Origin of the sequence: Edaphobacter paludis, from assembly GCF_039993895.1 — a bacterium.
Taxonomy (GTDB): Bacteria; Acidobacteriota; Terriglobia; order Terriglobales; family Acidobacteriaceae; genus Edaphobacter; species Edaphobacter paludis.
The window spans coordinates 2,180,137-2,198,536 of the sequence record NZ_CP121194.1; the positions used below are offsets into that span (position 1 = coordinate 2,180,137).

At 54.5% G+C, this 18,400-nt stretch carries 18 protein-coding genes and 4 pseudogenes; 7 read left to right on the forward strand and 15 right to left on the reverse strand.

What is annotated here, in order from left to right:
- Window positions 1–73: 73 nt before the first annotated feature.
- The 3 genes from P4G45_RS08925 to P4G45_RS08935 are packed head-to-tail and all read right to left on the reverse strand — an operon-like array spanning window position 74 to window position 1,550.
- Entirely contained in the window at window positions 74–1,045 is a 972-nt protein-coding gene (locus P4G45_RS08925; protein ID WP_348266130.1) for a HipA domain-containing protein, read from the reverse strand.
- Window positions 1,014–1,313, reverse strand: a complete 300-nt coding sequence (locus P4G45_RS08930) for a helix-turn-helix domain-containing protein (RefSeq protein WP_348266131.1) — start codon at window positions 1,311–1,313, stop codon at window positions 1,014–1,016. The genes P4G45_RS08925 and P4G45_RS08930 overlap by 32 nt, the downstream gene beginning before the upstream one ends.
- Window positions 1,314–1,355: 42 nt before the next feature.
- Entirely contained in the window at window positions 1,356–1,550 is a 195-nt protein-coding gene (locus P4G45_RS08935; protein ID WP_348266132.1) for a hypothetical protein, read from the reverse strand.
- 195 nt (window positions 1,551–1,745) lie between these two features.
- Here P4G45_RS08935 and P4G45_RS08940 point away from each other — a divergent pair, with 195 nt between their 5' ends.
- The 5 genes and pseudogenes from P4G45_RS08940 (at window position 1,746) to P4G45_RS08955 (ending at window position 5,181) form a co-directional block, all read left to right on the forward strand.
- The gene (locus tag P4G45_RS08940) at window positions 1,746–1,898 is read left to right on the forward strand and encodes a hypothetical protein (protein WP_348266133.1); all 153 of its coding nucleotides are present in this window, start codon (window positions 1,746–1,748) and stop codon (window positions 1,896–1,898) included.
- Between the two features lie 419 nt (window positions 1,899–2,317).
- Window positions 2,318–2,464 (forward strand): annotated as a pseudogene (locus tag P4G45_RS17025) (hypothetical protein); the annotation flags it as partial.
- Window positions 2,465–2,613: 149 nt separating this feature from the next.
- Window positions 2,614–2,844 (forward strand): annotated as a pseudogene (locus tag P4G45_RS08945) (DUF2249 domain-containing protein); the annotation flags it as partial.
- A gap of 197 nt (window positions 2,845–3,041) precedes the next feature.
- A pseudogene (locus P4G45_RS08950) lies at window positions 3,042–4,191 on the forward strand (cbb3-type cytochrome c oxidase subunit I).
- 282 nt (window positions 4,192–4,473) lie between these two features.
- Window positions 4,474–5,181 carry a hypothetical protein gene (locus P4G45_RS08955; RefSeq protein WP_348266134.1) on the forward strand — a complete coding sequence of 236 codons (708 nt, stop codon included), beginning with the start codon at window positions 4,474–4,476 and terminating at the stop codon, window positions 5,179–5,181.
- 37 nt (window positions 5,182–5,218) lie between these two features.
- Here P4G45_RS08955 and P4G45_RS08960 read toward each other — a convergent pair whose 3' ends face one another.
- From P4G45_RS08960 to P4G45_RS08975, 4 genes are all read right to left on the reverse strand, one after another.
- Window positions 5,219–5,875: a trimeric intracellular cation channel family protein gene (locus P4G45_RS08960; protein WP_348266135.1), complete on the reverse strand. Its 657-nt coding sequence runs from the start codon at window positions 5,873–5,875 to the stop codon at window positions 5,219–5,221.
- Window positions 5,872–7,134, reverse strand: coding sequence for a M20 family metallopeptidase (locus P4G45_RS08965; RefSeq protein WP_348266136.1), 1,263 nt, complete (start codon window positions 7,132–7,134; stop codon window positions 5,872–5,874). Before P4G45_RS08965 ends, P4G45_RS08960 begins: the two co-directional genes overlap by 4 nt.
- 83 nt (window positions 7,135–7,217) lie before the next feature.
- Window positions 7,218–7,874 (reverse strand): hypothetical protein, encoded by a 657-nt coding sequence (locus P4G45_RS08970; RefSeq protein ID WP_348266137.1) that lies wholly within the window; start codon window positions 7,872–7,874, stop codon window positions 7,218–7,220.
- Between the two features lie 82 nt (window positions 7,875–7,956).
- The gene (locus tag P4G45_RS08975) at window positions 7,957–8,136 is read right to left on the reverse strand and encodes a hypothetical protein (protein ID WP_348266138.1); all 180 of its coding nucleotides are present in this window, start codon (window positions 8,134–8,136) and stop codon (window positions 7,957–7,959) included.
- A 593-nt stretch (window positions 8,137–8,729) separates the two neighbouring features.
- Between P4G45_RS08975 and P4G45_RS08980 the strand changes: the two genes are divergently transcribed.
- Complete coding sequence (locus P4G45_RS08980; protein WP_348266139.1) at window positions 8,730–9,866, forward strand: TIGR03118 family protein; 1,137 nt, start codon at window positions 8,730–8,732, stop codon at window positions 9,864–9,866.
- A 746-nt stretch (window positions 9,867–10,612) separates the two neighbouring features.
- Here P4G45_RS08980 and P4G45_RS08985 read toward each other — a convergent pair.
- The 5 genes and pseudogenes from P4G45_RS08985 to P4G45_RS09000 form a co-directional block, all read right to left on the reverse strand.
- A complete protein-coding gene (locus tag P4G45_RS08985) occupies window positions 10,613–11,173 on the reverse strand; it encodes an FMN-dependent NADH-azoreductase (protein WP_373695284.1) in 561 nt (186 codons plus the stop codon).
- A gap of 34 nt (window positions 11,174–11,207) precedes the next feature.
- Window positions 11,208–11,351, reverse strand: a pseudogene (locus tag P4G45_RS17030) (NAD(P)H-dependent oxidoreductase); the annotation flags it as partial.
- A 241-nt stretch (window positions 11,352–11,592) separates the two neighbouring features.
- Window positions 11,593–12,453, reverse strand: a complete 861-nt coding sequence (locus P4G45_RS08990; RefSeq protein WP_348266141.1) for an NmrA family NAD(P)-binding protein — start codon at window positions 12,451–12,453, stop codon at window positions 11,593–11,595.
- 133 nt (window positions 12,454–12,586) lie between these two features.
- Window positions 12,587–13,024 carry a hypothetical protein gene (locus tag P4G45_RS08995; RefSeq protein WP_348266142.1) on the reverse strand — a complete coding sequence of 146 codons (438 nt, stop codon included), beginning with the start codon at window positions 13,022–13,024 and terminating at the stop codon, window positions 12,587–12,589.
- 141 nt (window positions 13,025–13,165) lie between these two features.
- Window positions 13,166–13,792 (reverse strand): NAD(P)H-binding protein, encoded by a 627-nt coding sequence (locus tag P4G45_RS09000; protein WP_348266143.1) that lies wholly within the window; start codon window positions 13,790–13,792, stop codon window positions 13,166–13,168.
- 108 nt (window positions 13,793–13,900) lie between these two features.
- On the opposite strand from P4G45_RS09000, the gene P4G45_RS09005 reads away from it, so the two are divergent.
- On the forward strand, window positions 13,901–14,638 hold the full coding sequence (locus tag P4G45_RS09005) for a TetR/AcrR family transcriptional regulator (protein WP_348266144.1): 738 nt from the start codon (window positions 13,901–13,903) through the stop codon (window positions 14,636–14,638).
- Between the two features lie 632 nt (window positions 14,639–15,270).
- On the opposite strand, the gene P4G45_RS09010 is transcribed toward P4G45_RS09005, so the two are convergent.
- The 3 genes from P4G45_RS09010 to P4G45_RS17035 all read right to left on the reverse strand — a co-directional run bounded on the left by P4G45_RS09010 (window position 15,271) and on the right by P4G45_RS17035 (window position 16,818).
- Entirely contained in the window at window positions 15,271–16,011 is a 741-nt protein-coding gene (locus tag P4G45_RS09010; protein ID WP_348266145.1) for a hypothetical protein, read from the reverse strand.
- 17 nt (window positions 16,012–16,028) lie between these two features.
- A complete protein-coding gene (locus tag P4G45_RS09015; protein WP_348266146.1) occupies window positions 16,029–16,268 on the reverse strand; it encodes a TIR domain-containing protein in 240 nt (79 codons plus the stop codon).
- A 442-nt stretch (window positions 16,269–16,710) separates the two neighbouring features.
- Window positions 16,711–16,818 (reverse strand): SEC-C metal-binding domain-containing protein, encoded by a 108-nt coding sequence (locus P4G45_RS17035; protein ID WP_373694194.1) that lies wholly within the window; start codon window positions 16,816–16,818, stop codon window positions 16,711–16,713.
- Window positions 16,819–18,400: the final 1,582 nt, after the last annotated feature.

Genomic DNA, 18,400 nt, shown 5'->3' on the forward strand with positions numbered 1-18,400 from the left:
TCCGATTGGGACATCGATGCTTCCAGAGTGGTGAAGCTTATCGGCAATGTGGCCCAGTAGCGACCGCAGACGCTCACGTTCGTGCAAATTGCTCTGCCCATGCAAAGCTTACAGAAATATTATGTCGCAGCCCAATCCGCATATCTTTCCTCCGCCGTCCAATCAATGAAGAAGGAAAGTCATGTACACAGTTGAGAGCGATAAGAGTGAAGAGCTTCTCAATATCGGCATAGACATGCGGTGAGTTCGCGAACTGCTGGAATCGCTTTAAAATCGAGGTCTCGTAACTGCCGCTGTATTTCTGATCGGTTCGTTTGGCATTGAGTACGCAGAAATCCTCAAAGCCGCGATCGGTGCCATCAAGGCGAAGGTCGAAACGGTCAATCACCAGTGCGCTCGCATCCTCAGAGAGGGAGAAGCGGGGCACGTCGATTCCACATTTCTCGGCGACCTTGAGACAGAAATACTCGTTCGCCGCCAATTGCGGAAACTCATTCGGTTCCCAGAACTTCACAATGTGCGTCGCACCTCGATAGCTTTGCGACAGGCGTGCATCTTTTCTATGGGCAGAGAAGGCATTCTCATCACGGACCAGAACTTTGGGCTGGACGCCGCTGATGTCTGAGAACGAGGCGAAGCGCTCGATAAGGTAGCGGAACAGATCACCGCCACGTCGGCGTTCCAGGATCTCATCGACGGACTGAAAGGGGACATCCTCCTCCAGCTTTTCTTTCTGGCCGGTATAGCGAATGCGACCGACCTGCGAGCGACCCACGATGCCCAGCAGGTCAAAATCATCGAATGTCCCGGTAGCTTTTGCAAAAGCGAGTCGTAGTCGCTCGCGAAGCACGCCTTCCGGTAGATTCATCTCGAAAATGGGCGCAAGCCCAAAACGTGTATCCCAGGATGCGAGGCGCACTGGCATCGTGACTGATACAGCGCGCATACCGATGGTTTCTGGCAGGTACACGAAAGTACTTCCGCGATCACCGGAGCGGTCGAGCAACCCGGCTTCAGCGCTGTCGGTCCAGACCTTGATCATCATGATCCTCTTCCATGAGTTCTTCCAGCGTTGGGCGGCGTCCCGATGTTTCCTGAATCTTCAGTTCCATTCCAAGCACCGACAGGAGCTTAATGATTTTGGATAGCCCGAGTTCTCCGAGGCGGTCGTTCTCCAACGCATCCAGCGTGGAATGGCCGACTTTTGCCTGCTTTGCCAATGCAGCCTGACTGAGGCCTAAGGTTTTGCGTCGGACGGCGATTTCCTCGCCTATGGAACTGAGGCCTATGGGCGCCATCCAGTTAGTCGACATCTCGCTGTGCGAGCCTTTGAAGCAGACTGGCTAAGGACGCAACTACCCAACGGCAGCATCAACGTACAAAATTATCTGCAACTCGGCTCCGGTATTGTCCTGCGATAAATCGCGGATATCTCCGAAGGTTCCGTAAGACGCGGTAACCGCACCGTGCGGCGTTGTCGTTCCGAGACCTGACTGGGTTGCCACGACGATAACAACGCTTGTCTTGCCACCGTAGAGGTCGCAAGCCACCCCACACTCTTGAAAGGTCTCCGCTAAAGAAATAGCAGACGATAACTACAACCTGGACAGGAAGAACCCACACGAGATAGCCGTGCACCATGGCGATCCTGTTGAGCTCATGCAGGAGTATGAACAGATCACGAGGCAACTCACCGTAGCGCAGAATGCCCTCAAGGCGGACCTAATGCAGGCGCACCGGAGAAAATGATGGATTTGCTACAGACACATTTTGACATCGCCTTTGCCGCGCCTGATGGCATCAAGAAATTGCGAGAACTGAACCTCACCTTAGCCATGCATGGCAAGCTGGTGCCGCAAGATCCATCTGACACTCCCGCCAGCCAATTGCTGCGCTAGGTCGAAGCGGACAAAAACGCCTGATCAAAGAAGGCAGGATACGACCGAAAAAACAGTCTGCAAAGGACGATTGAACTAGATTGTTCCGCTCGAACGTGTCTCCATGCCGGGTAGAACCGTAGTCCAGTGGGACAAGGAAGACCGCGCGGATCTCGGCATCATCAAAGTTGACCTGCTCTCCAAACAGCGCTGTATGTTTCAGGGCTGCCGTCTTTTCGGCTTCCATTGCATCTCCGTGAACAATCCTACGACTCTTGTCATAGCTTGCGGATTGATTATGGCGTAGATCCGGGCATAACGTGGTTTTGAATTCGCCGGACGAAAAGGCCCAGAATGCAGAAGTTCAATCTCAAGGAACTAATCGAGTATAACGACAACAAGTTCAACCCTAAAGTCCTGGTCAATGAAGCAGGTACCGCATGGTGCTTCTCAATCTACGTAAAGGCAAATCTGTTCCGGAACACGCAAATCAAACCATTGTTACCGTCTACGCTCTCGTTGGTCACATAACTTTCTATGGGGGAACCGATTCATGTGAGTTGCGTGCGGGAGAGCTAGTGCGCCTTGACGCAGGCGTGCCGCACCGCCTCGAGGCACATGAGGATTCAGCGCTCTACGTCCTCGCTGCGGGCCAATCCAACGCGTCCGTCGCGGCGTCCGAAGAGTTGGACCTGCGCGAGGTTCCACGTTCCCTGCGTCATCGCTTGTATTTGAAAAGCTGGGTGCGCTCGCCGTCGGAAGTTCCTTTGTGCTGGTTAACGATCACGATCCGGTGCCGTTGAGCAGGCAGATTGAGAGCGTGCGGCAAGGACAGGTGGCCTGGGAGTACATCCAGCGAGGTCCGGATATTTTCCGTATTCGCATCCGGCGGATCGTCCCTTCCAACGCTTCGGAGATTCCGGTTAAGGCACGGCAGGGAGCGGTTACGGGAATCAGCAGGCCGTAAACGTAACCTTGGCGTTCACGTAGCGAACATTATGGAGATAGATATGGCCACAGCTCCCCCAGATCTTTCAATTTTCCCGCAAAAGAATTATCTGAACAATGAGTATGGACTAAAATCATGGCTCCTGACGCAGGACCATAAGCGCATTGCCATCCTCTATATGCTCTCCACAATTTCTTTTTGTGATTGGCGGCGTGATGGCTGCGCTGATAAGACTAAATCTACTGACTCCGGGTGGTGAGCTTGTATCCACGGACACCTACAACAAATTATTCTCGATCCATGGCCTCATCATGGTGTTCTTCTTTCTGGTGCCGGTAGCTCCCACTGTGCTGGGGAACTTTCTCATACCACTGATGATTGGTGCTAAGGATGTGGCCTTTCCGCGGCTGAATTTGCTGAGCTGGTACCTGTTTATGGGGGGTGGCTGTTTAGAGCTGTACATGATTGCCTTCGGTGGAGTGGATACAGGATGGACATTTACAACGCCGCTCGGTACTCACTACCTGAATACGCATGTTGTCGCGGCTGCGATGGGCATCTTCCTGGCTGGGTTTTTTCTTACTACGCGACATCAATCATTTTCGTTCTGGCCACACCCGTTGTTGCGATCACGATGGTGCTTGTTGCGCTTGAGCGGTTCACTGATATCGGCGTCTTCGATCCAAAGAATGACGGCGACCCGCTTCTCTTTCAACATCTTTTTTGGTTTTATTCGCATCCTGCTGTGTATGTCATGATTCTGCCCGGTATGGGCATTATCTCGGAGGTGGTTGGCTGCTTCTGCCGGAAGCGGGTCTTCGGGTATACCGCGTCGCATTTTCGTCTGTGAACATTGCGGTGTTCAGCTTTTTTGTCTGGGCCGATCACATGTTCATCATGGGCATATCCAACTACTCGGCGCTGGTCTTCTCCATCTTCAGCATGATGGTTGCGGTTCCTTCTGCAATTAAGGTCTTCAACTAGACTGCGACGATGTACAAGGGCTCGATTACGTTCGCTACGCCGATGCCTTGTTCATTAAGCTTTATCGGTCTCTTCGCGGCGGGCGGAATGACGGGGATATTTCTGGCGGCATTGGGCATGGACATCCATCTGACCGGGACGTACTTTATCGTCGCGCATTTTCACTATGTGATGGTAGGTGGAATGGTGAGCGCATATATGGCCGGACTACACTTCTGGTGGCCAAAGATGACGGGAAGGCTGTATCCGGAATCGACGGGGAAGTTGGCTGCGGCAATTCTTTTATCGGCTTCAACCTTACTTTTTTCCCGCAATTTATTCTTGCCTACCTGGGTATGCTGCGGCGCTATCACTCCTATTCACCTGAGTTTCAGGTGTTAATGTACTATCCACGGCTGGGGTTTCAGTATTCGCCATCGGATATCTGTTGCCAGCCGTCTATCTACTTTGGTCGCTAAAGGTACGGGAAAGTTGCCGGAGCGAACTCCTGGCAGGCGGCCGGCTTGGAGTGGCAGGTTCAGTCGCCTCCGCTAACTGAAAATTTTATTGAGGTTCCCATGGTTACCGAGGAAGCCGATGCCTATGGCAAGATTGTCAATGAGATCGAAGTAACGCATTGACTCTTAATATTGAAACCCGCTCCGGCAACAACGGAGAAGTGCGATGAGCACTCCCCTGCAAATTCTGGACACAAACAAAAATGCCAAACGTGTTGCTGTGGAGCGGCAGAGCCAGCGGATTGTCTCTGCTTTCGTCATCACTGGCTTATTCTTCATGCTCTTGCCGGGGACCTTTCTTGGAGTCTGGAACCTGGTGGATATCTCAGAGGCACACCTGTCTTCAGCGCTTCGCCAGGCGTGGCTGCAGGCTCATGGGCAAGCGCAGATATTTGGCTGGATAGGCTCGTTCATTCTCGGCATCGGGCTTTACTCATTGACAAAAACCCAAAGCTCGATGAACTTTCCGGCGCGCGCTGCCTGGGCTGCGTGGAGTCTTTGGACTCTGGGTATTGCGCTACGGTGGCTCGCACGCATTGTCATGTGGGAGTGGCGGATTGTGTTGCCGTTTTCAGGGCTTCTGCAACTGACATCATTTTTATCCTTCTGCTACGCCATTCGACGGTACGGCCCGAAGGCATCTGCCTCACAGCCTGAAGCGTGGATGCGCACGATTGCGGCGTCGACGGTGGGTTTTCTGCTAAACACTTGCGATCAACTTTGGCCTGTTCCTCCGGCAGGCTTTCGCTGCTGCCTCACCGGCTCTCCCGCATGTCATCGACCAGGAGTTTGTTCTTCTGGCAGTATGGGGGATTGTTGTTCCTACCATCTGGGGGTTCAACGCGCGCTGGCTGCCGGTATTTGCGGGACTTAAACCGACGAATGGCAATCGTCTTTTGTGGGCTTATGTGCTAGGCCTTTCGAGCTGACATGCCTGGGATTGGTAGATGCCAACCACGGAATATCGCCATGACTCTGAGCCAGAAACAGAGGATTGCGCCCACAATCATGGTCACAAAAGACGGGAAGTGCAGAAGATGTCCGATCACCACCGCGATGCCGGCAGCAAGTGCGGCAACGGCGTAAAGATCAGCCCGAAGCACTGTAGGAGTCTCGTTCACCAGGACATCACGCAGTATTCCGCCGCCAATGCCAGTCAACATTCCCATCAGTGCCGCCATGATTGGGTTGAGCCCGGCGGCCAGCGCTTCCTGCGTACCGGTGACAGCAAATAGAGCGAGACCGGCGCCATCGAACAACAAAACGGGTCTGCGGTGCACATCAATATGGGGATACCACAAGAATGTCACCAGCCCGGCGAGGAGACAGACTCCCAGATAACGCCAGTCGCGGATGGCTGCAGGCGGTACCGCGCCGATAAGCAGGTCGCGGGTAATCCCGCCCGCGTTCCCTGTCGCAAAGGCAAGGACCATCAAGCCGAATAGATCTAGTCTGCTCTTCACGCCGGCTGCTGCGCCGCTAAGTGCAAAGACGAAGGTTCCGAGCAAATCGAGTGCGACAAGAAATGGGCCGGCCAGATGTCGTCCGTAAATAAGAATTTCGTTCACGATGCCAACCAAGCATACGACGCGACGACCAGAGCCTTTACTCCCGTTTCTAGAGTGGGATGGATCACGGGTGCGAACCGCGGATTGTGGTTGGTCGGAAGCTCGTTGATTTTTCCATCTTTCTTGGCCTTGTCATAGACCCCTGGATCGTCGCCACCAAAGAACCAGTACACCGCTGGGGCGTGCCACTCTGCTCCAAAGCATCCGAAGTCCTCGCTCGCCATGCTCGGCTTCGTCTGCTCCACAGAGCCATCAAAGAAGTTTTGACGAAACGCGTCAACGACCTTGTTCGTTGCATCGACATCGTTCGTTACCAAGGAATACCTGTCTAGGGGCGTGATCTCAGGCGGTTTCGGTGCACCTGCTGCAGCTGCTTCGGCATTAGCAATTCGTTCGATCGCTGCGAGCACGTGTTTGCGGACTCCCTCATCGAAGGTGCGCACATTCAATTTAATGATCGCCTCGTCTGGAATAACGTTCTCTTTTGTGCCTGCCTGCAGGACTCCAATCGTCACCACGGCAGCATCGGTCGGAGCGACTTCTCGCGAGACGATGGTTTGCAGCTTCATGACGGTCGAGGCAGCCATGACAACAGGATCAATGCTGGCCTCTGGCATCGAGCCATGCGCACCACGCCCAAACAAGCGAATTTGCAGGCTATCAGCAGCGGAGGTCACAACTCCTGTACGCCAATCGAGGTGCCCGGATGGCAAGCTCATGACGTGCTGTCCGAGCACGACATCGGGCTTCATAAACCGTTTAAAGAGCCCGTCGTCGATCATGGCTTGGGCACCCTGTGCTGTCTCCTCCCCTGGCTGAAAGACTGGCATCAACGTTCCCTGCCAGCTATCGCGGCTTTTGGCAAACAGCGAGGCAGCTCCAATCAAGCAGGCCACGTGCATGTCGTGTCCGCAGGCGTGCGCCACGGGCGTGGTCTTGCCATCAGGACCTGTCGCAGTAACAGTACTGGCATAAGGAAGACCGGTTGTTTCTTTGATGGGCAGTGCATCCATGTCGGCGCGCAGCATGACGGTGGGGCCATCTCCGTTGCGCAAGATGCCGACAACCCCCGTCTTCCCGACTCCTGTAGTTACTTCGAATCCGCTCTTCCTGAGATGGTCCGCCGCGATTCCTGCCGTTCGCGTCTCCTGCATCGACAATTCGGGGTGAGCGTGAATGTCTTTGTAGATCGCCTCCAGATCCGGGAGCAATTTGTCTAGAGGTGCAAGCATCTCACTTGGTTTATTTCCATCTGTCATCTCAGACTCCTGTGCTAATGCCCTATCGCATCATCCGAGAGGAGAGCACCTTAGAGCAGCCGGCGCGCCCCCTAGCGCAATCGTTACTGACTGCGAGCCTCGTTCCCTGCTTCAGGAATGCCTAGAAACGTGATGCTCTGAGCGTTTAAGGTCATCCTGCCAGACGGCGCTTTGGCTCCGTTCATGGCAGGGAGGGCATCGTCCGGTTGAAGTTCGAGGACGCGTCCGTTTAACTGGGCGCTTCGGCTGTTAAGCTGTTGCGCTGACAGTGTGTAGCGCTTCGATGCTTTTGATATATCCATTGCCTGATGGCGCGAACTCGCGTTGATAACAAGGAGTGCGACGCCACCGGATACACCTCTTAGGCAGTGCGGATGGTGATAAAGATCAGGCGAAGGCGAAGTTCCCGGCTGTAAGACTGTAGTTCCCATGAGCCAGCGCCATAAAACGGCTGCCCAGAAGTTCGGTCGCATTTCAACGTTGGACGACTGGAATCGTTCATCGACTGTCCAAATCCGCTGCAGTTTCGGCGGGTCTGTTTCGCTCGATTGACCCTTCGCACAAACGCTGCTGATTGCGCATGCTGCGAAGGCGATGGTTCGAATGGGCAGGTTGAACGTGGTTCTCATTGACGTGCTCCGACGGTGATCGACAACGCTGCGTGTGTTGGGAACATCCACCTTAGATTTAGATACAGCGGCCTGATTTTCGAGCGCTACAGGTATGATCGCCACACTCACAAGCTTCTGGAGTCAACTGCATCTCAACATCCGCGAAAGCTGCTGCAGTTAGTGCTCGAGTACAGCCAATCTCTTTCTGTTCTTATACAACCGCTCCTCGAGCGGTCTGAGCTTCCGATATCACACTCTCTCTGCCTGTGGCTGCTCGAAACCCTTTTGGGGCGACATGCTCGAAAATCGCTGTCTCTTGTTTTTTTTTGAGCGATATCAAGACTTGCTCGTCCTGCTCGATAAACAAACGAAGAGCCTCAATTTCGGCCATTTCATTCTCCTTTCGATCTCAAGATAAGCAGACTGGGAACGCCTCTTGTTCTTGCCCGATTTGGCAAACGATCGAATTTCCCGGCCCCAGCAGTCGTGCCTGGGTTAACGTCTTCAAGTACGGATGTAGAGATCTCAAGTACGAATTCCTGGAGAGACTCGCTTCCGTGATCTGTTGATGGTTGCTCCAAAAGTTGAACCGCCGCCGCTCCGTCAGTGCACGCAATCATACGCCTAGCTTGCGACACATTTGTGGTTTTCTTTTTGGAGGGCAACGCCAACTGGTTCCGCAGCTTCGACCATCTTCGCTCTACGCTCGAGTTCCGCCAAAGTCTCGAAGGAAGCAAGGCCTTGGCCCAGCGCCCTTCACAAAACCACAACCATCAATGGTATAAGCACATCGTCCGCACTCCTGTCGACGGCCAATTCTCTGCAAATTCCCAGGCAACCCCTCACCGAATTCTGCATCCTATAAGCCGAAAATCCGCCGGCTTATTCTCCCCTTACGCTCCAGCCGTTCGTCTTCCTTCACCTTCCAACCCGGGCCACGCACCTAGCAGTCCTGGCAACATGCCAGCCATAGGAGGCTACCCAATGCTAAGAAGCCACTCCCCCCATCGTTCTATCAAAGCGACGTGCGAGGTCGCCGCGTATGCCATCGCTTTGATCGCTGCGTCCACGTACTCGCGCGCCGACTCCTTTACCCAGATCGATCTTGCCTCCAGCGTGCCCAATCTTGCCCACACGACCGATCCCAACCTCAAAAATCCCTGGGGTGTCTCCTTTTCGCCAACCTCACCCTTCTGGGTCTCAAATCAAGGATCCGGAACGGCCACTCTGTACGACGGCGCAGGAACCGCGCAGGCATTGGTGGTCACCATCCCGCCCGGTACTCCTCCGGTCACCGGACCCACCGGGCAGGTGTTCAACAGCACTACCGGTTTTCTCGTAAACGGGGTTCCGGCACACTTCATCTTCGATACGCTGAACGGCACCATCTCAGGATGGGCTGCAGGCACGTCAGCGTCTGTGACAGCCACGACCGCGGGGGCTGTCTACACCGGCCTCGCGCTGAATACCAGTGGCAGTTCGACCTACCTCTATGCGGCGAATTCGACCGGCAATATCCATGTATTCAATTCATTATGGGCTGATGTCACGGGGACTACCTTCGCCGGCAAGTTTGTCGACCCGAACGCGGTGGCAGGCTTCGTCCCCTTCAACATCCAGACGATTGGATCGAACCTCTACGTGACCTACGCTGACCTGACCCCGATAGGTACCGGCCTGCCCGGCGGCTATGTGGACGAGTTCGATGCAAACGGTAACTTCATCAAGCGGATCGCGACCGGTGGCGCTCTTTACGCGCCCTGGGGAATGACTCTGGCTCCCTCCGGGTTCGGCTCTTACAGTGACGATCTTCTCGTCGGCAACTTCGGCAACGGCGAGATTCTTGCCTATAATCCATCCACGGACGCATACTTGGGCACGATTGACGGAATCGACGGCTTGCCCCTCGTCAATCCCTTCCTCTGGTCGCTCGAAACCCGCACTGGTGGAACCAACGCGAACCTGGACGCGGTCTATTTTACAGCTGGCATTAATAACCAGCAGGACGGGTTATTTGGAGAAATTGACCCAACTATACCTGAACCCCCAACAATTTTCGGAGCAGCATTCGGCCTGCTCTCACTCGTATTAGTCAAAGTCAGACGAGCCGTTCACACGTAAGATGTCTCTTACTGAGTCCGGTTCCGTTACTGCCAACAAAGCAGCGGCCTTGGCCGCTGCTCTGTTGGCCTTGTCTTGGGCTTTATCAGCCTTCTTCTGCTCCTTGGTCTTCATGGCTTTGCGCTCGCCTTGTCCGCCTTCGTCTGGGCCTTGTCTGCCTTGTGCTGCTGCTTCAATTGTCTCTGAGTCTCTCTGGTCTGATCGACATTTGACTGGGCGAAGCCCGATCCCATTAGGGTCAATGACAACATAGAAGCAGCCGCAATTTTATAAATCTCATCGGAATCTCTCCTTCGTTTTGGATGGCAACCCGCCGCTGAACAATGGCCCGGACCCTCGTCGCAGACTGTTCATGTATGTTGGGCAGCGCCAAGCAGAATCCACAGATAGATTTCATACGCACCATCGTGGTTTTGCCACCTATGTCCCACAGAAAGTCTGACTGACTCACTCCTCGGAGCTGGCTGGCGTGGCGTAACGCTCCAGGTCTAGCCTGTCCTCATAGGGACGTGACACAACAGCGGCTACGAGGCCTGATTCAATTCGTCAGCATGAATTATCTCCGCGGAGAGGTAGTGTTGTTATAGCGATTGGATCCCTCACACGAACAACAGCGGTTCATTCCTTATGTACCGCCCTATCGGCATTGCAACTCGCATCAAAGTTCGATGCAAAGGCAGTACCGAATGAAATTAGTAATATCGCGGTAAAGATATTCGAGGCGCTCTTCGGTACTTCGAATAAACTCAGCAGCTGTCAACCGTCCGCTGGCTAACAACATAAGTCCTCATAAACGCGCATCGAGGAAGTGATCGGACGCCCTGCTGTTCCCAATGAGGCATTGCCCTGTTATCGCCATTTGAGCTTTCGCTGCCAGAAGTTGGTAGACACAATGTGACTTGAACGAAGCCGCTACGGACCTTGCCAAGGTTCACGGCGAGACTCCCTCCTGCCCGCAACACGCCCACGTCGTCGATACCCATAAAGCTGAGCGCCTTGCGGAGCACCGGCGTGACCAGGTCATCTACCTCGCTCGGCTCGCCTGCATGGTAGCTGTCGCGCGACACCACAATCAGTCTGGCTCTCTTGTTCGCCAGCATGCCCGGCCAGCCTGAGGCTAGACGGAAGGTGTAGCCGGGCCGCACCACATAATCGATCCACGACTTCAGAACCGCAGGGATGGTGAAGTTGTACATCGGTGTGCTGATGAAGAGCACATCGGCAGCTTGCAGTTCTGCGATCAACTCGGCCGAGAGCGCAAGCGCCTCCTGCATCTGGGGGGGTGCGCTCCACATCAGGTGGCGCATACACACCCGCGATCCAGTCGCTGTCCATGTAGGGAATGCGCGATGCATTCAGGTCATGATAGATCACAGTGCCACCTGGGTTGCGCGCTTGCCAGTGTTCGACGAAACGCTTTGCAAGGGCGCGAGAGATCGACCGGTCTCCGCGAGGGCTTACATCCAGAGCAAGCAGGGTTGGCATGGCTTATTCCTTTCGGTTGAGTTTGCAGTTTGGAGGAAGGCTTGGAGGAGCGTGAGACCGCCGTCGATGCGCAGTTCTGTTCCCGTGGTGAAGCGAGATTCACCCGAGCGGAACCGGACGATCAGCCGTCCGGTTCCGCCCGTTGCAGCCAAGACAAGTACTTTCATGTTTGAGCTCGATCTTTCTTCACGTTAGCGCCGCAGTTCCCAAGGAACTGCGGCTGATTCAGCTTGCCCCGGACCTACGCCTTGAGGGCGTTCTTTGCAGCCGCAAACACATCGCGTGCGGACGTCGTACCCTCTACGTGCTCCGTACCCGCGATTCCGAGGCCCATCCATCCCGCGTTAATGGCCTCATACATCTCTTCGGCAGGTCCAGTGTGGCCCTTCGGGACGCCGAACTGCTCGAACGCTTCCGCCCACCCTGCACGCGGGACTGCAAAGGCTTTTACGTCGAGTTTCAGAACTTCACCCAATTGTCCGGCCACTTCATCCGCGCTTACCATCGAACCCAGTTCGATGACGCGATGCCCTGACCACGCCGGCCCGGTCAGAAGTGTTGCCACCTCTGCGCCGATGTCGTCTGACGCGACCATTATCGATTTCCGATTTGTAGGATTGTAGAAGACCGGCAGTGTTCCGCTCTGGGCGGCCTGTAAGCCGAAAAGAAAGTTTTCGAAAAAGCCGCCTGCGCGCACAAATGCGACCGGAGATGGCAGGCTGCGAAAACCTTGCTCCAGGAGTGACAAGGCCGTGATGATCCCCGCCCCGCTTGTTCTATGCGCGCCCGTCGACGAGAGCGCTACTACCCGCGGAGGCACTACCTTTGTCAGTGCCTCGACATAGTTCGCAATCACGCCCTTTGCTTCTCTGAAATCAGGCGAGGGAGCCCATACAGCCGGCAACATAACAAACGCGCCCTCAACACCCTTGAGTGCCGCTGCTATGGCTGCCGCATCGTTCCAGTCTCCATCGACCAACTCCACGCCCTGGTCTGCCCACTGCGCCGTTTTCTCGCGATTGCGCACAAGTGCTCGCACCTGTTTGCCTTGCTTGAGCAGATGCCGCGCGGTGGCGCCGCCAACTTTTCCAGTAATACCCATGACTAAATACATGCTCGTTTTCTCCTTGTTAGAACGAAAGTGATGCTCCGATGCGAACGGCAGAGCTTGTGAGTTGCGCAGCTAGCACTCCGCTAGTCCCGTGAGTTTCCACAGTTATCTGTCGCATGAATCGTTACAGCCCTTTACACAGCCGGTCGGATCGCCTCGATTCGCGGTAACGAGCTGTTATCGACATTCGAGGCCAGAGAACGTGATCAGGCGGCATTTCCGGCCGTCGTGTGGGGGCAAGACGCAGGAAGCTGAGAGCCAATGTCACCCCGCAGATGAGCATGGTGATATGGAAGGCAATTTCAATAAAGAGCAACCCATGCATGTTCATTCCGTTATGCATGTGCAGGTTATCGTGCATCCACCAATTTCCCATGAACCAGCAAAGCGTGACGAACAACCATTTGTTAAGCCACGACGCCCCAAGACTTAAGCGGCGTATCGCCGGCCATCCGAATATTGCGAACGCTACAGCAAAACCAAAAGCGAGCGCCTCGATCGCGGAGAGTGCAATGTAGCCGGGCAAAAGATTCGCCGGCGGCATGGGAGCGTCGGGGCTCATTGGCCAAATCCGTGGTCCAGTGAAAAAGGCCGCAAGGCCAATCACTACCGTCAAGAACAACATGCGCGTTATCCTGCTATTCATCTCCATCCCCTTCAAATGGTGTCTCTTTGTCCAAGCCTCGTTCTGGTACTACACAGGTCATGTGGTCGTGACCGTCACGGCCTGACGCACATACCGGCTGCTTTCCAGTTGCTGCACCATGAAGGCTGCCAGATCGGCCCGCCCGATCTTGTGCGCCTTCTCGCCGCCCTCCGTGCTCAGCACCCTGGCAACGCCGGTCTTCTTGACGTCGGTCAACATTGGCGGCCGCACGAGCGTCCAGTCCAGGTTGCTGCCTTCGATCTCGGCCTCCATGCCCGCCTTGTCTACCAGCAGACCCCGCAGAAACGTCCTCATGAGCAGGTGCTCGTTGAAAAAGCCGGCGTTCCTGACGCTCTCGCCCGCACCCACCACCGAAATCTTCAGCAACCGCCGCACGCCATTGCGCCGCATCGCGTCCACAATATTGTGGGCCGCGCTCGTTTCCCTCGTCGTCACTTTCCACGGCGTCTTGCCGCCCAGCGCGTCGATCACAGCATCCTGTCCGGCGACCGCAGCGTCGACCGCGGCCGCGTCCAGCGCGTCGCCCGCAACAACTCTGACGTTCGCCTTCTTGTACTGCGCGGCACCGCGCACGAAAGCCGTCACCTTATGTCCGGCCGCCAGCGCCTCATTTACCAGCGCTTCTCCGCTCCTGCCTGCTGCTCCAATCACTAGAACTTTCATCGCTTCCTCCTTTTGCCTCGTATTTGGCCGCCGATCCAAATGAGCGACCTGACCATTAGAGACTCGGAAAAACCATTGGTTGCAAAATAATCCGTGGTTTTATATCCAATGGATATAAATCAACAATCGGTCGCACAAATCGTCAAAAGGGATAAGCTATTGAAAGTGACATCCACATCACCAAGTCGCCGGCTAGAGCGCAGGGAAAGGTTGCGGGGCGAAATCCTTGCGGCTGCAGGTAAGATGTTCGCCGATCGCGGTTACGAAGCCGTGACGCTTCGCGAGATCGCTAAAGAAATCGGCTATACGCACGCCGTGATCTATCAGCATTTTCCGGACAAATCGCACATTCTTGCCGAGTTGAGCCGCGAGACGATCGGGCTGATGATTCAGAACTTCGACGCGATTGCCGCTGAACATCCCGCATCGAAAGAGCGCCTTTTTGCGACTTCACGCGGCTTGATTCAATTCTGCGTTGCCCATCCACAGCAGTTCCGCAACGTCTTCTTCGGGCCGGAGAGCCGCAACGGCATCCGCGCTGGACAATACATCAACGACATTGGCGCGCCTTTGTTCCAGCGTTTCGTACAGCTCTTTTTCGATGTTGCCAAGGATGAGGGATTGCCAAATAAGAATGACATAGTGGTAGCTCACACTTGGTGGTTTTCGATCTTTGGCCTCGCCACGCTCATGGTCATCCAAGGGGTTGTGCCTGACTTGCCAGACCAGACTCTCGTGGTCGAGCAAACGATCGCCACGCTTTGGGCGGGCGTCCAGGCTGTTCCGCGATTGCCAAAGAGCGCAATCACTAAGCGATCCGGCCGATCCAGTGCCTCAAAGCACTAACAGCTTCTGTCTACTTAGGAATCGTTGGAGGTATGCCCGTGGAGTACCAGGAGTCAACCACTTTTCCAAGACGGTAGCCTTTCTGGTGGCACGAGAGGCCAGTAAAACTGGATCCTTTGGAAGAAGGAAAGTCCCAGCGGGCGCTACCGAAGCCTCCTGAAGTCCATTACCAAACACCACCTCAAGCCCAATTACGTCAAATCGCCGATGCACTCACCGACAATGGAATCCGTCACTGCGAGTGACGTGTAACACCGTCAGGCGTGAAAGCCGGGCATGGGATCTAAACGCAAGCGAACTGGATCAGATCGGCCAAGATCCCTTTTTGGTGGCGTACGCCCTTCCCATGGGTCCAGCCGTCACCATCGTGACCCGCTAAGTCTCGAAGCCCAGGAAGCAGCACCAGAATCGAAAGGTGCCGGATGTTTGTGCTCAATTCAATTCGGTGTTCGTTGTATCGGCGATTTCCAGTTTTTCCGTGAGCTAGATTTCAAAATAACAAGCTGAGGTAGCGCTCCGATGGGTTCGCCAATACAGACACTTCGAGACATCGAATTCTGCTCATAATATTGGAAAATAAAGGGTTATAAAATATCCGCAATCCGCTGTTGTGGATTTTTTGCTGCTGTAAGTCATTGAAATGACGCGCACGGTTCAGAATTGCCAAAAAAAATCAGCATTATGGATATTTTTGACAATTTCCTCAACCCTCGGGTTTGTTTGCGATGCTTGTCGTTTCGAACTGCGAATGGTCGTAAGAAGCAACAACCGGGGCTGACGCTGAAGTCCCCTGCTTTGAAGAGGCGCGATAGCTGCTGCTCTGTTGCTTCGGTCTCAGCGAGAAGATCCTGATATTGCTCGTCTGTGAGTAGAGGCCTCTGTAACTGCGGTAAAAAGGTGTAAACCGGGCTGTCGACCAACGCTGCGCTGATGACGCCAACGATGATCTCTTTGAGTGCGGATCGAGCCCGCTTCGCCTCTCTGGCTCCAATATCTTGACCCAGATGACCATACTGAAAGGTATTGCTGTGATCCAGATCAAAATAAAGCCGTCCAGCTTCCTCCTTCCTAATGATGGTGGAACGCGGACGAAGAGCGTGTCTAACGCCAAGTTCATAAAGAGCATTGGCGTTTCCAGTGGAGATGTCGGCAATTACTAACTCCGCTCTGAGGAGCATCTCGAACATCTTCGTGTCGATGATCCCGGGATGCATGATCTCGTCCGCACGAATACATCTGAGCTCTGCATCTTCGGCAGCAGGCTTGATAATCGCTTCATAGGTTGCGTCGAGATCCAGGGTTTTACCGGTTTCATAGTCGGTTTTTAACCCAAAGCCCATCACCACAAAACACACTTTTCGCGTATCCGACACCGCTGCACCTCAGAGGATCAATAGCCGATCTTTGCATTGCGCAATGCTTCCACAATGCGATCTCGTTCGAAGCTTGTAGCCCAGGAAGTGCCGACATTGAGTAGACCTTCCGGCGTCACATTATTCTGTGCGAGCTTCACCGCAGTGAGCTTCAATCGGACATCTGGCTCTTTGGAGCGCGCAATTTCCCAGTGCATCCACTTACTGGTATTGCTCTTCGCGCCAACCAGGACGAGTAAATGCGTAGCACTTTTCAATCTTGAGACCTACTCCAATCTCCATCTGGGGCCATGCCGGAGAGCCGTCACGACAAGTGCTGGAGAGATACTCACTGATCCTTCTGAGATCTTTTGCGATATGCCAACACGCATGTGCCGCATCTTTCTCGGTTGGAAGCACGGCTTGAAACCCATCACTCGTAAAGCTGATGACGGAACCATTACACTCTTCAACAGCTTCGTTCCCCCCGAAAGAAGATCGCGGAAGAATTGGGCGGTTAAACCGTCAGCTCGAGCCCCTATCAATTTTTCGGAGCCGTTAATGTCAACCACGAGAGCAACGCAATTCAAATAATGCTGCTTGTGGATGGTGCGTCGGTCTATCACGCGCTTTTTCTTCGTCGCCAAGCGAACGCTTCGACTCAGAGTTAACCTTCTTTCCTGGGTCCATGAAGAAATAATCGAGCGTGTCCCTCCCGATTCAGCCGACAATGTGTTCGACCGGGCTCGCGTGACAGCGCCTGTACTTCAGTTGGCTCCCGCAGGGACAGACTTCGTTTCGTCCGGGCGAGATCTTTCCCAGAATCACAGGGAGCAAGGCGTTCAGGAGCTCCCCTTATTGTTTTCCAGTATCGGGAGCATGAAATCGAGGTAGCCGTACTTCCCTGCCTATACTGTGGGCGTGGCCATTGCTTGCCTCAGGTGGCGTCATATACCAGCTGCCGTTCAAGGAAAACCGTCACCTCATCCAGGAATCGCAAAAGACTGCCATTCGGGTCGGCATCGTCCTAGGGAGAACATGGCGGCGGCAGCCAGAGGCAAAACACTCCGCTGGAGAGAATATGCCGGTCGACACCTCTTGGGAAGAATGCGCCAGCATCATATGCGACCGGCTCGGATGACGGATAGTCGGACGGAAACCTGATCCGAATGCGGATGGCAGTCGGGATCCCACACTCTGCCTTGATAACGAAGTCCCCTTGAAGAAGCATCCGGCCGCTTTCACTGTCTACATGAAAGGCAAGGCCGGGATAGTGCGCTTTGACCAACAGCTGCTGCTGTTGCAGCAGCTGCCCTCGCTGCGTTGAAACCACGATTTTGGCTTAGTACCCGAACGAGGATGACGGTACAAAGGAACGACTCCCTGGCGTCGGCTGGCTGCTTACGCTGGCACCAGCGACCCCGGACGCAACATAGACTGGCTGTTTGAAGAGCGATGCCTTCTGAGCACTCTCACCGCGGCGCTGACGGAATCGAACGCGAGTTTGCGGTTCTACCTCCGCAGGATGTGCAGATCGGACTCATGCCTTCTATCGGATTTCCTTTGTAACTCCAATAGACCGGGGGAAAGACTGGCGAAGGTGGACTTTGACGGACTGCTGCCAACGGTGCTCTTTCAGTGCGTCTTCATGAGCTACACCGACCGCTATGTAGTTTTGGCTCCCTGGTTGATTGATTCGGAAACTTGGCTCTATGAAAGCGAAGATTTGCAGTGCAAGCATCCGAACTCCCATCTTAGGTCTGTCCTGTCGACCAGGAGACCAATTGGGGCGGGAGAACGCTGTCGACGCTGAACCGGCACCGGCAACCCGGCGCACGCAATCGACCTCGCTCTCGATGAGTGCTTGACCATTCCCCGCACCGCATCAGCAATCAGTTCCGACCTGTCCAATATCTGGCGACTGACTCAAGTGTGAAGGGATGTTGTAAAGAGTTGGCAAGAATTTGCATACCTATGCAAACAGGAGACGGGTGGTCGGCTGGTCGTATTCGTTCCAGGGCCGTCATTTTAGCTAACTTTGACCCGTACCTCATGGAAAGATCCCCATTATTGCCAGTCATATCCCACTCGCTTGATGTTCATCGAGCTGCGGCTGGCATTCGAATTGCAATGGGGAAAGGAATTAGCCTGCAAAGCTAAACGAACGGGAGGCTCGGCATGAGAGCGGTTCTCCTCTTTTTTGCAGTTGTTGCGACGAGTAGTTTAGCTAATGCTCAGGGGCGCGGATGCAGCGCGGTTCTAAACAATATCAATGAGGGAGCAGCGCTAATTGAGCAGAGCGCGACTACTTACTGGACGCACCGGGCAAAGTTTGTTGACCTTATCTATGGCCCGTCCAGCCAGGTGGTTCCCAATGCCGTGCAAGTTGCGGAGCACGAGAAGAGCGCAG

Excerpts from the sequence above, each read along its gene's own strand:
- P4G45_RS08925 (WP_348266130.1), bottom strand. The coding sequence starts at position 1,045 with ATGATGATCAAGGTCTGGACCGACAGCGCTGAAGCCGGGTTGCTCGAC.
- P4G45_RS08930 (WP_348266131.1), bottom strand. The coding sequence starts at position 1,313 with ATGTCGACTAACTGGATGGCGCCCATAGGCCTCAGTTCCATAGGCGAG.
- P4G45_RS08940 (WP_348266133.1), top strand. The coding sequence starts at position 1,746 with ATGATGGATTTGCTACAGACACATTTTGACATCGCCTTTGCCGCGCCT.
- P4G45_RS08955 (WP_348266134.1), top strand. The coding sequence starts at position 4,474 with ATGAGCACTCCCCTGCAAATTCTGGACACAAACAAAAATGCCAAACGT.
- P4G45_RS08965 (WP_348266136.1), bottom strand. The coding sequence starts at position 7,134 with ATGACAGATGGAAATAAACCAAGTGAGATGCTTGCACCTCTAGACAAA.
- P4G45_RS08975 (WP_348266138.1), bottom strand. The coding sequence starts at position 8,136 with ATGGCCGAAATTGAGGCTCTTCGTTTGTTTATCGAGCAGGACGAGCAA.
- P4G45_RS08980 (WP_348266139.1), top strand. The coding sequence starts at position 8,730 with ATGCTAAGAAGCCACTCCCCCCATCGTTCTATCAAAGCGACGTGCGAG.
- P4G45_RS08985 (WP_373695284.1), bottom strand. The coding sequence starts at position 11,173 with ATGCGCCACCTGATGTGGAGCGCACCCCCCCAGATGCAGGAGGCGCTT.
- P4G45_RS08990 (WP_348266141.1), bottom strand. The coding sequence starts at position 12,453 with ATGGGTATTACTGGAAAAGTTGGCGGCGCCACCGCGCGGCATCTGCTC.
- P4G45_RS08995 (WP_348266142.1), bottom strand. The coding sequence starts at position 13,024 with ATGAGCCCCGACGCTCCCATGCCGCCGGCGAATCTTTTGCCCGGCTAC.
- P4G45_RS09000 (WP_348266143.1), bottom strand. The coding sequence starts at position 13,792 with ATGAAAGTTCTAGTGATTGGAGCAGCAGGCAGGAGCGGAGAAGCGCTG.
- P4G45_RS09005 (WP_348266144.1), top strand. The coding sequence starts at position 13,901 with ATGGATATAAATCAACAATCGGTCGCACAAATCGTCAAAAGGGATAAG.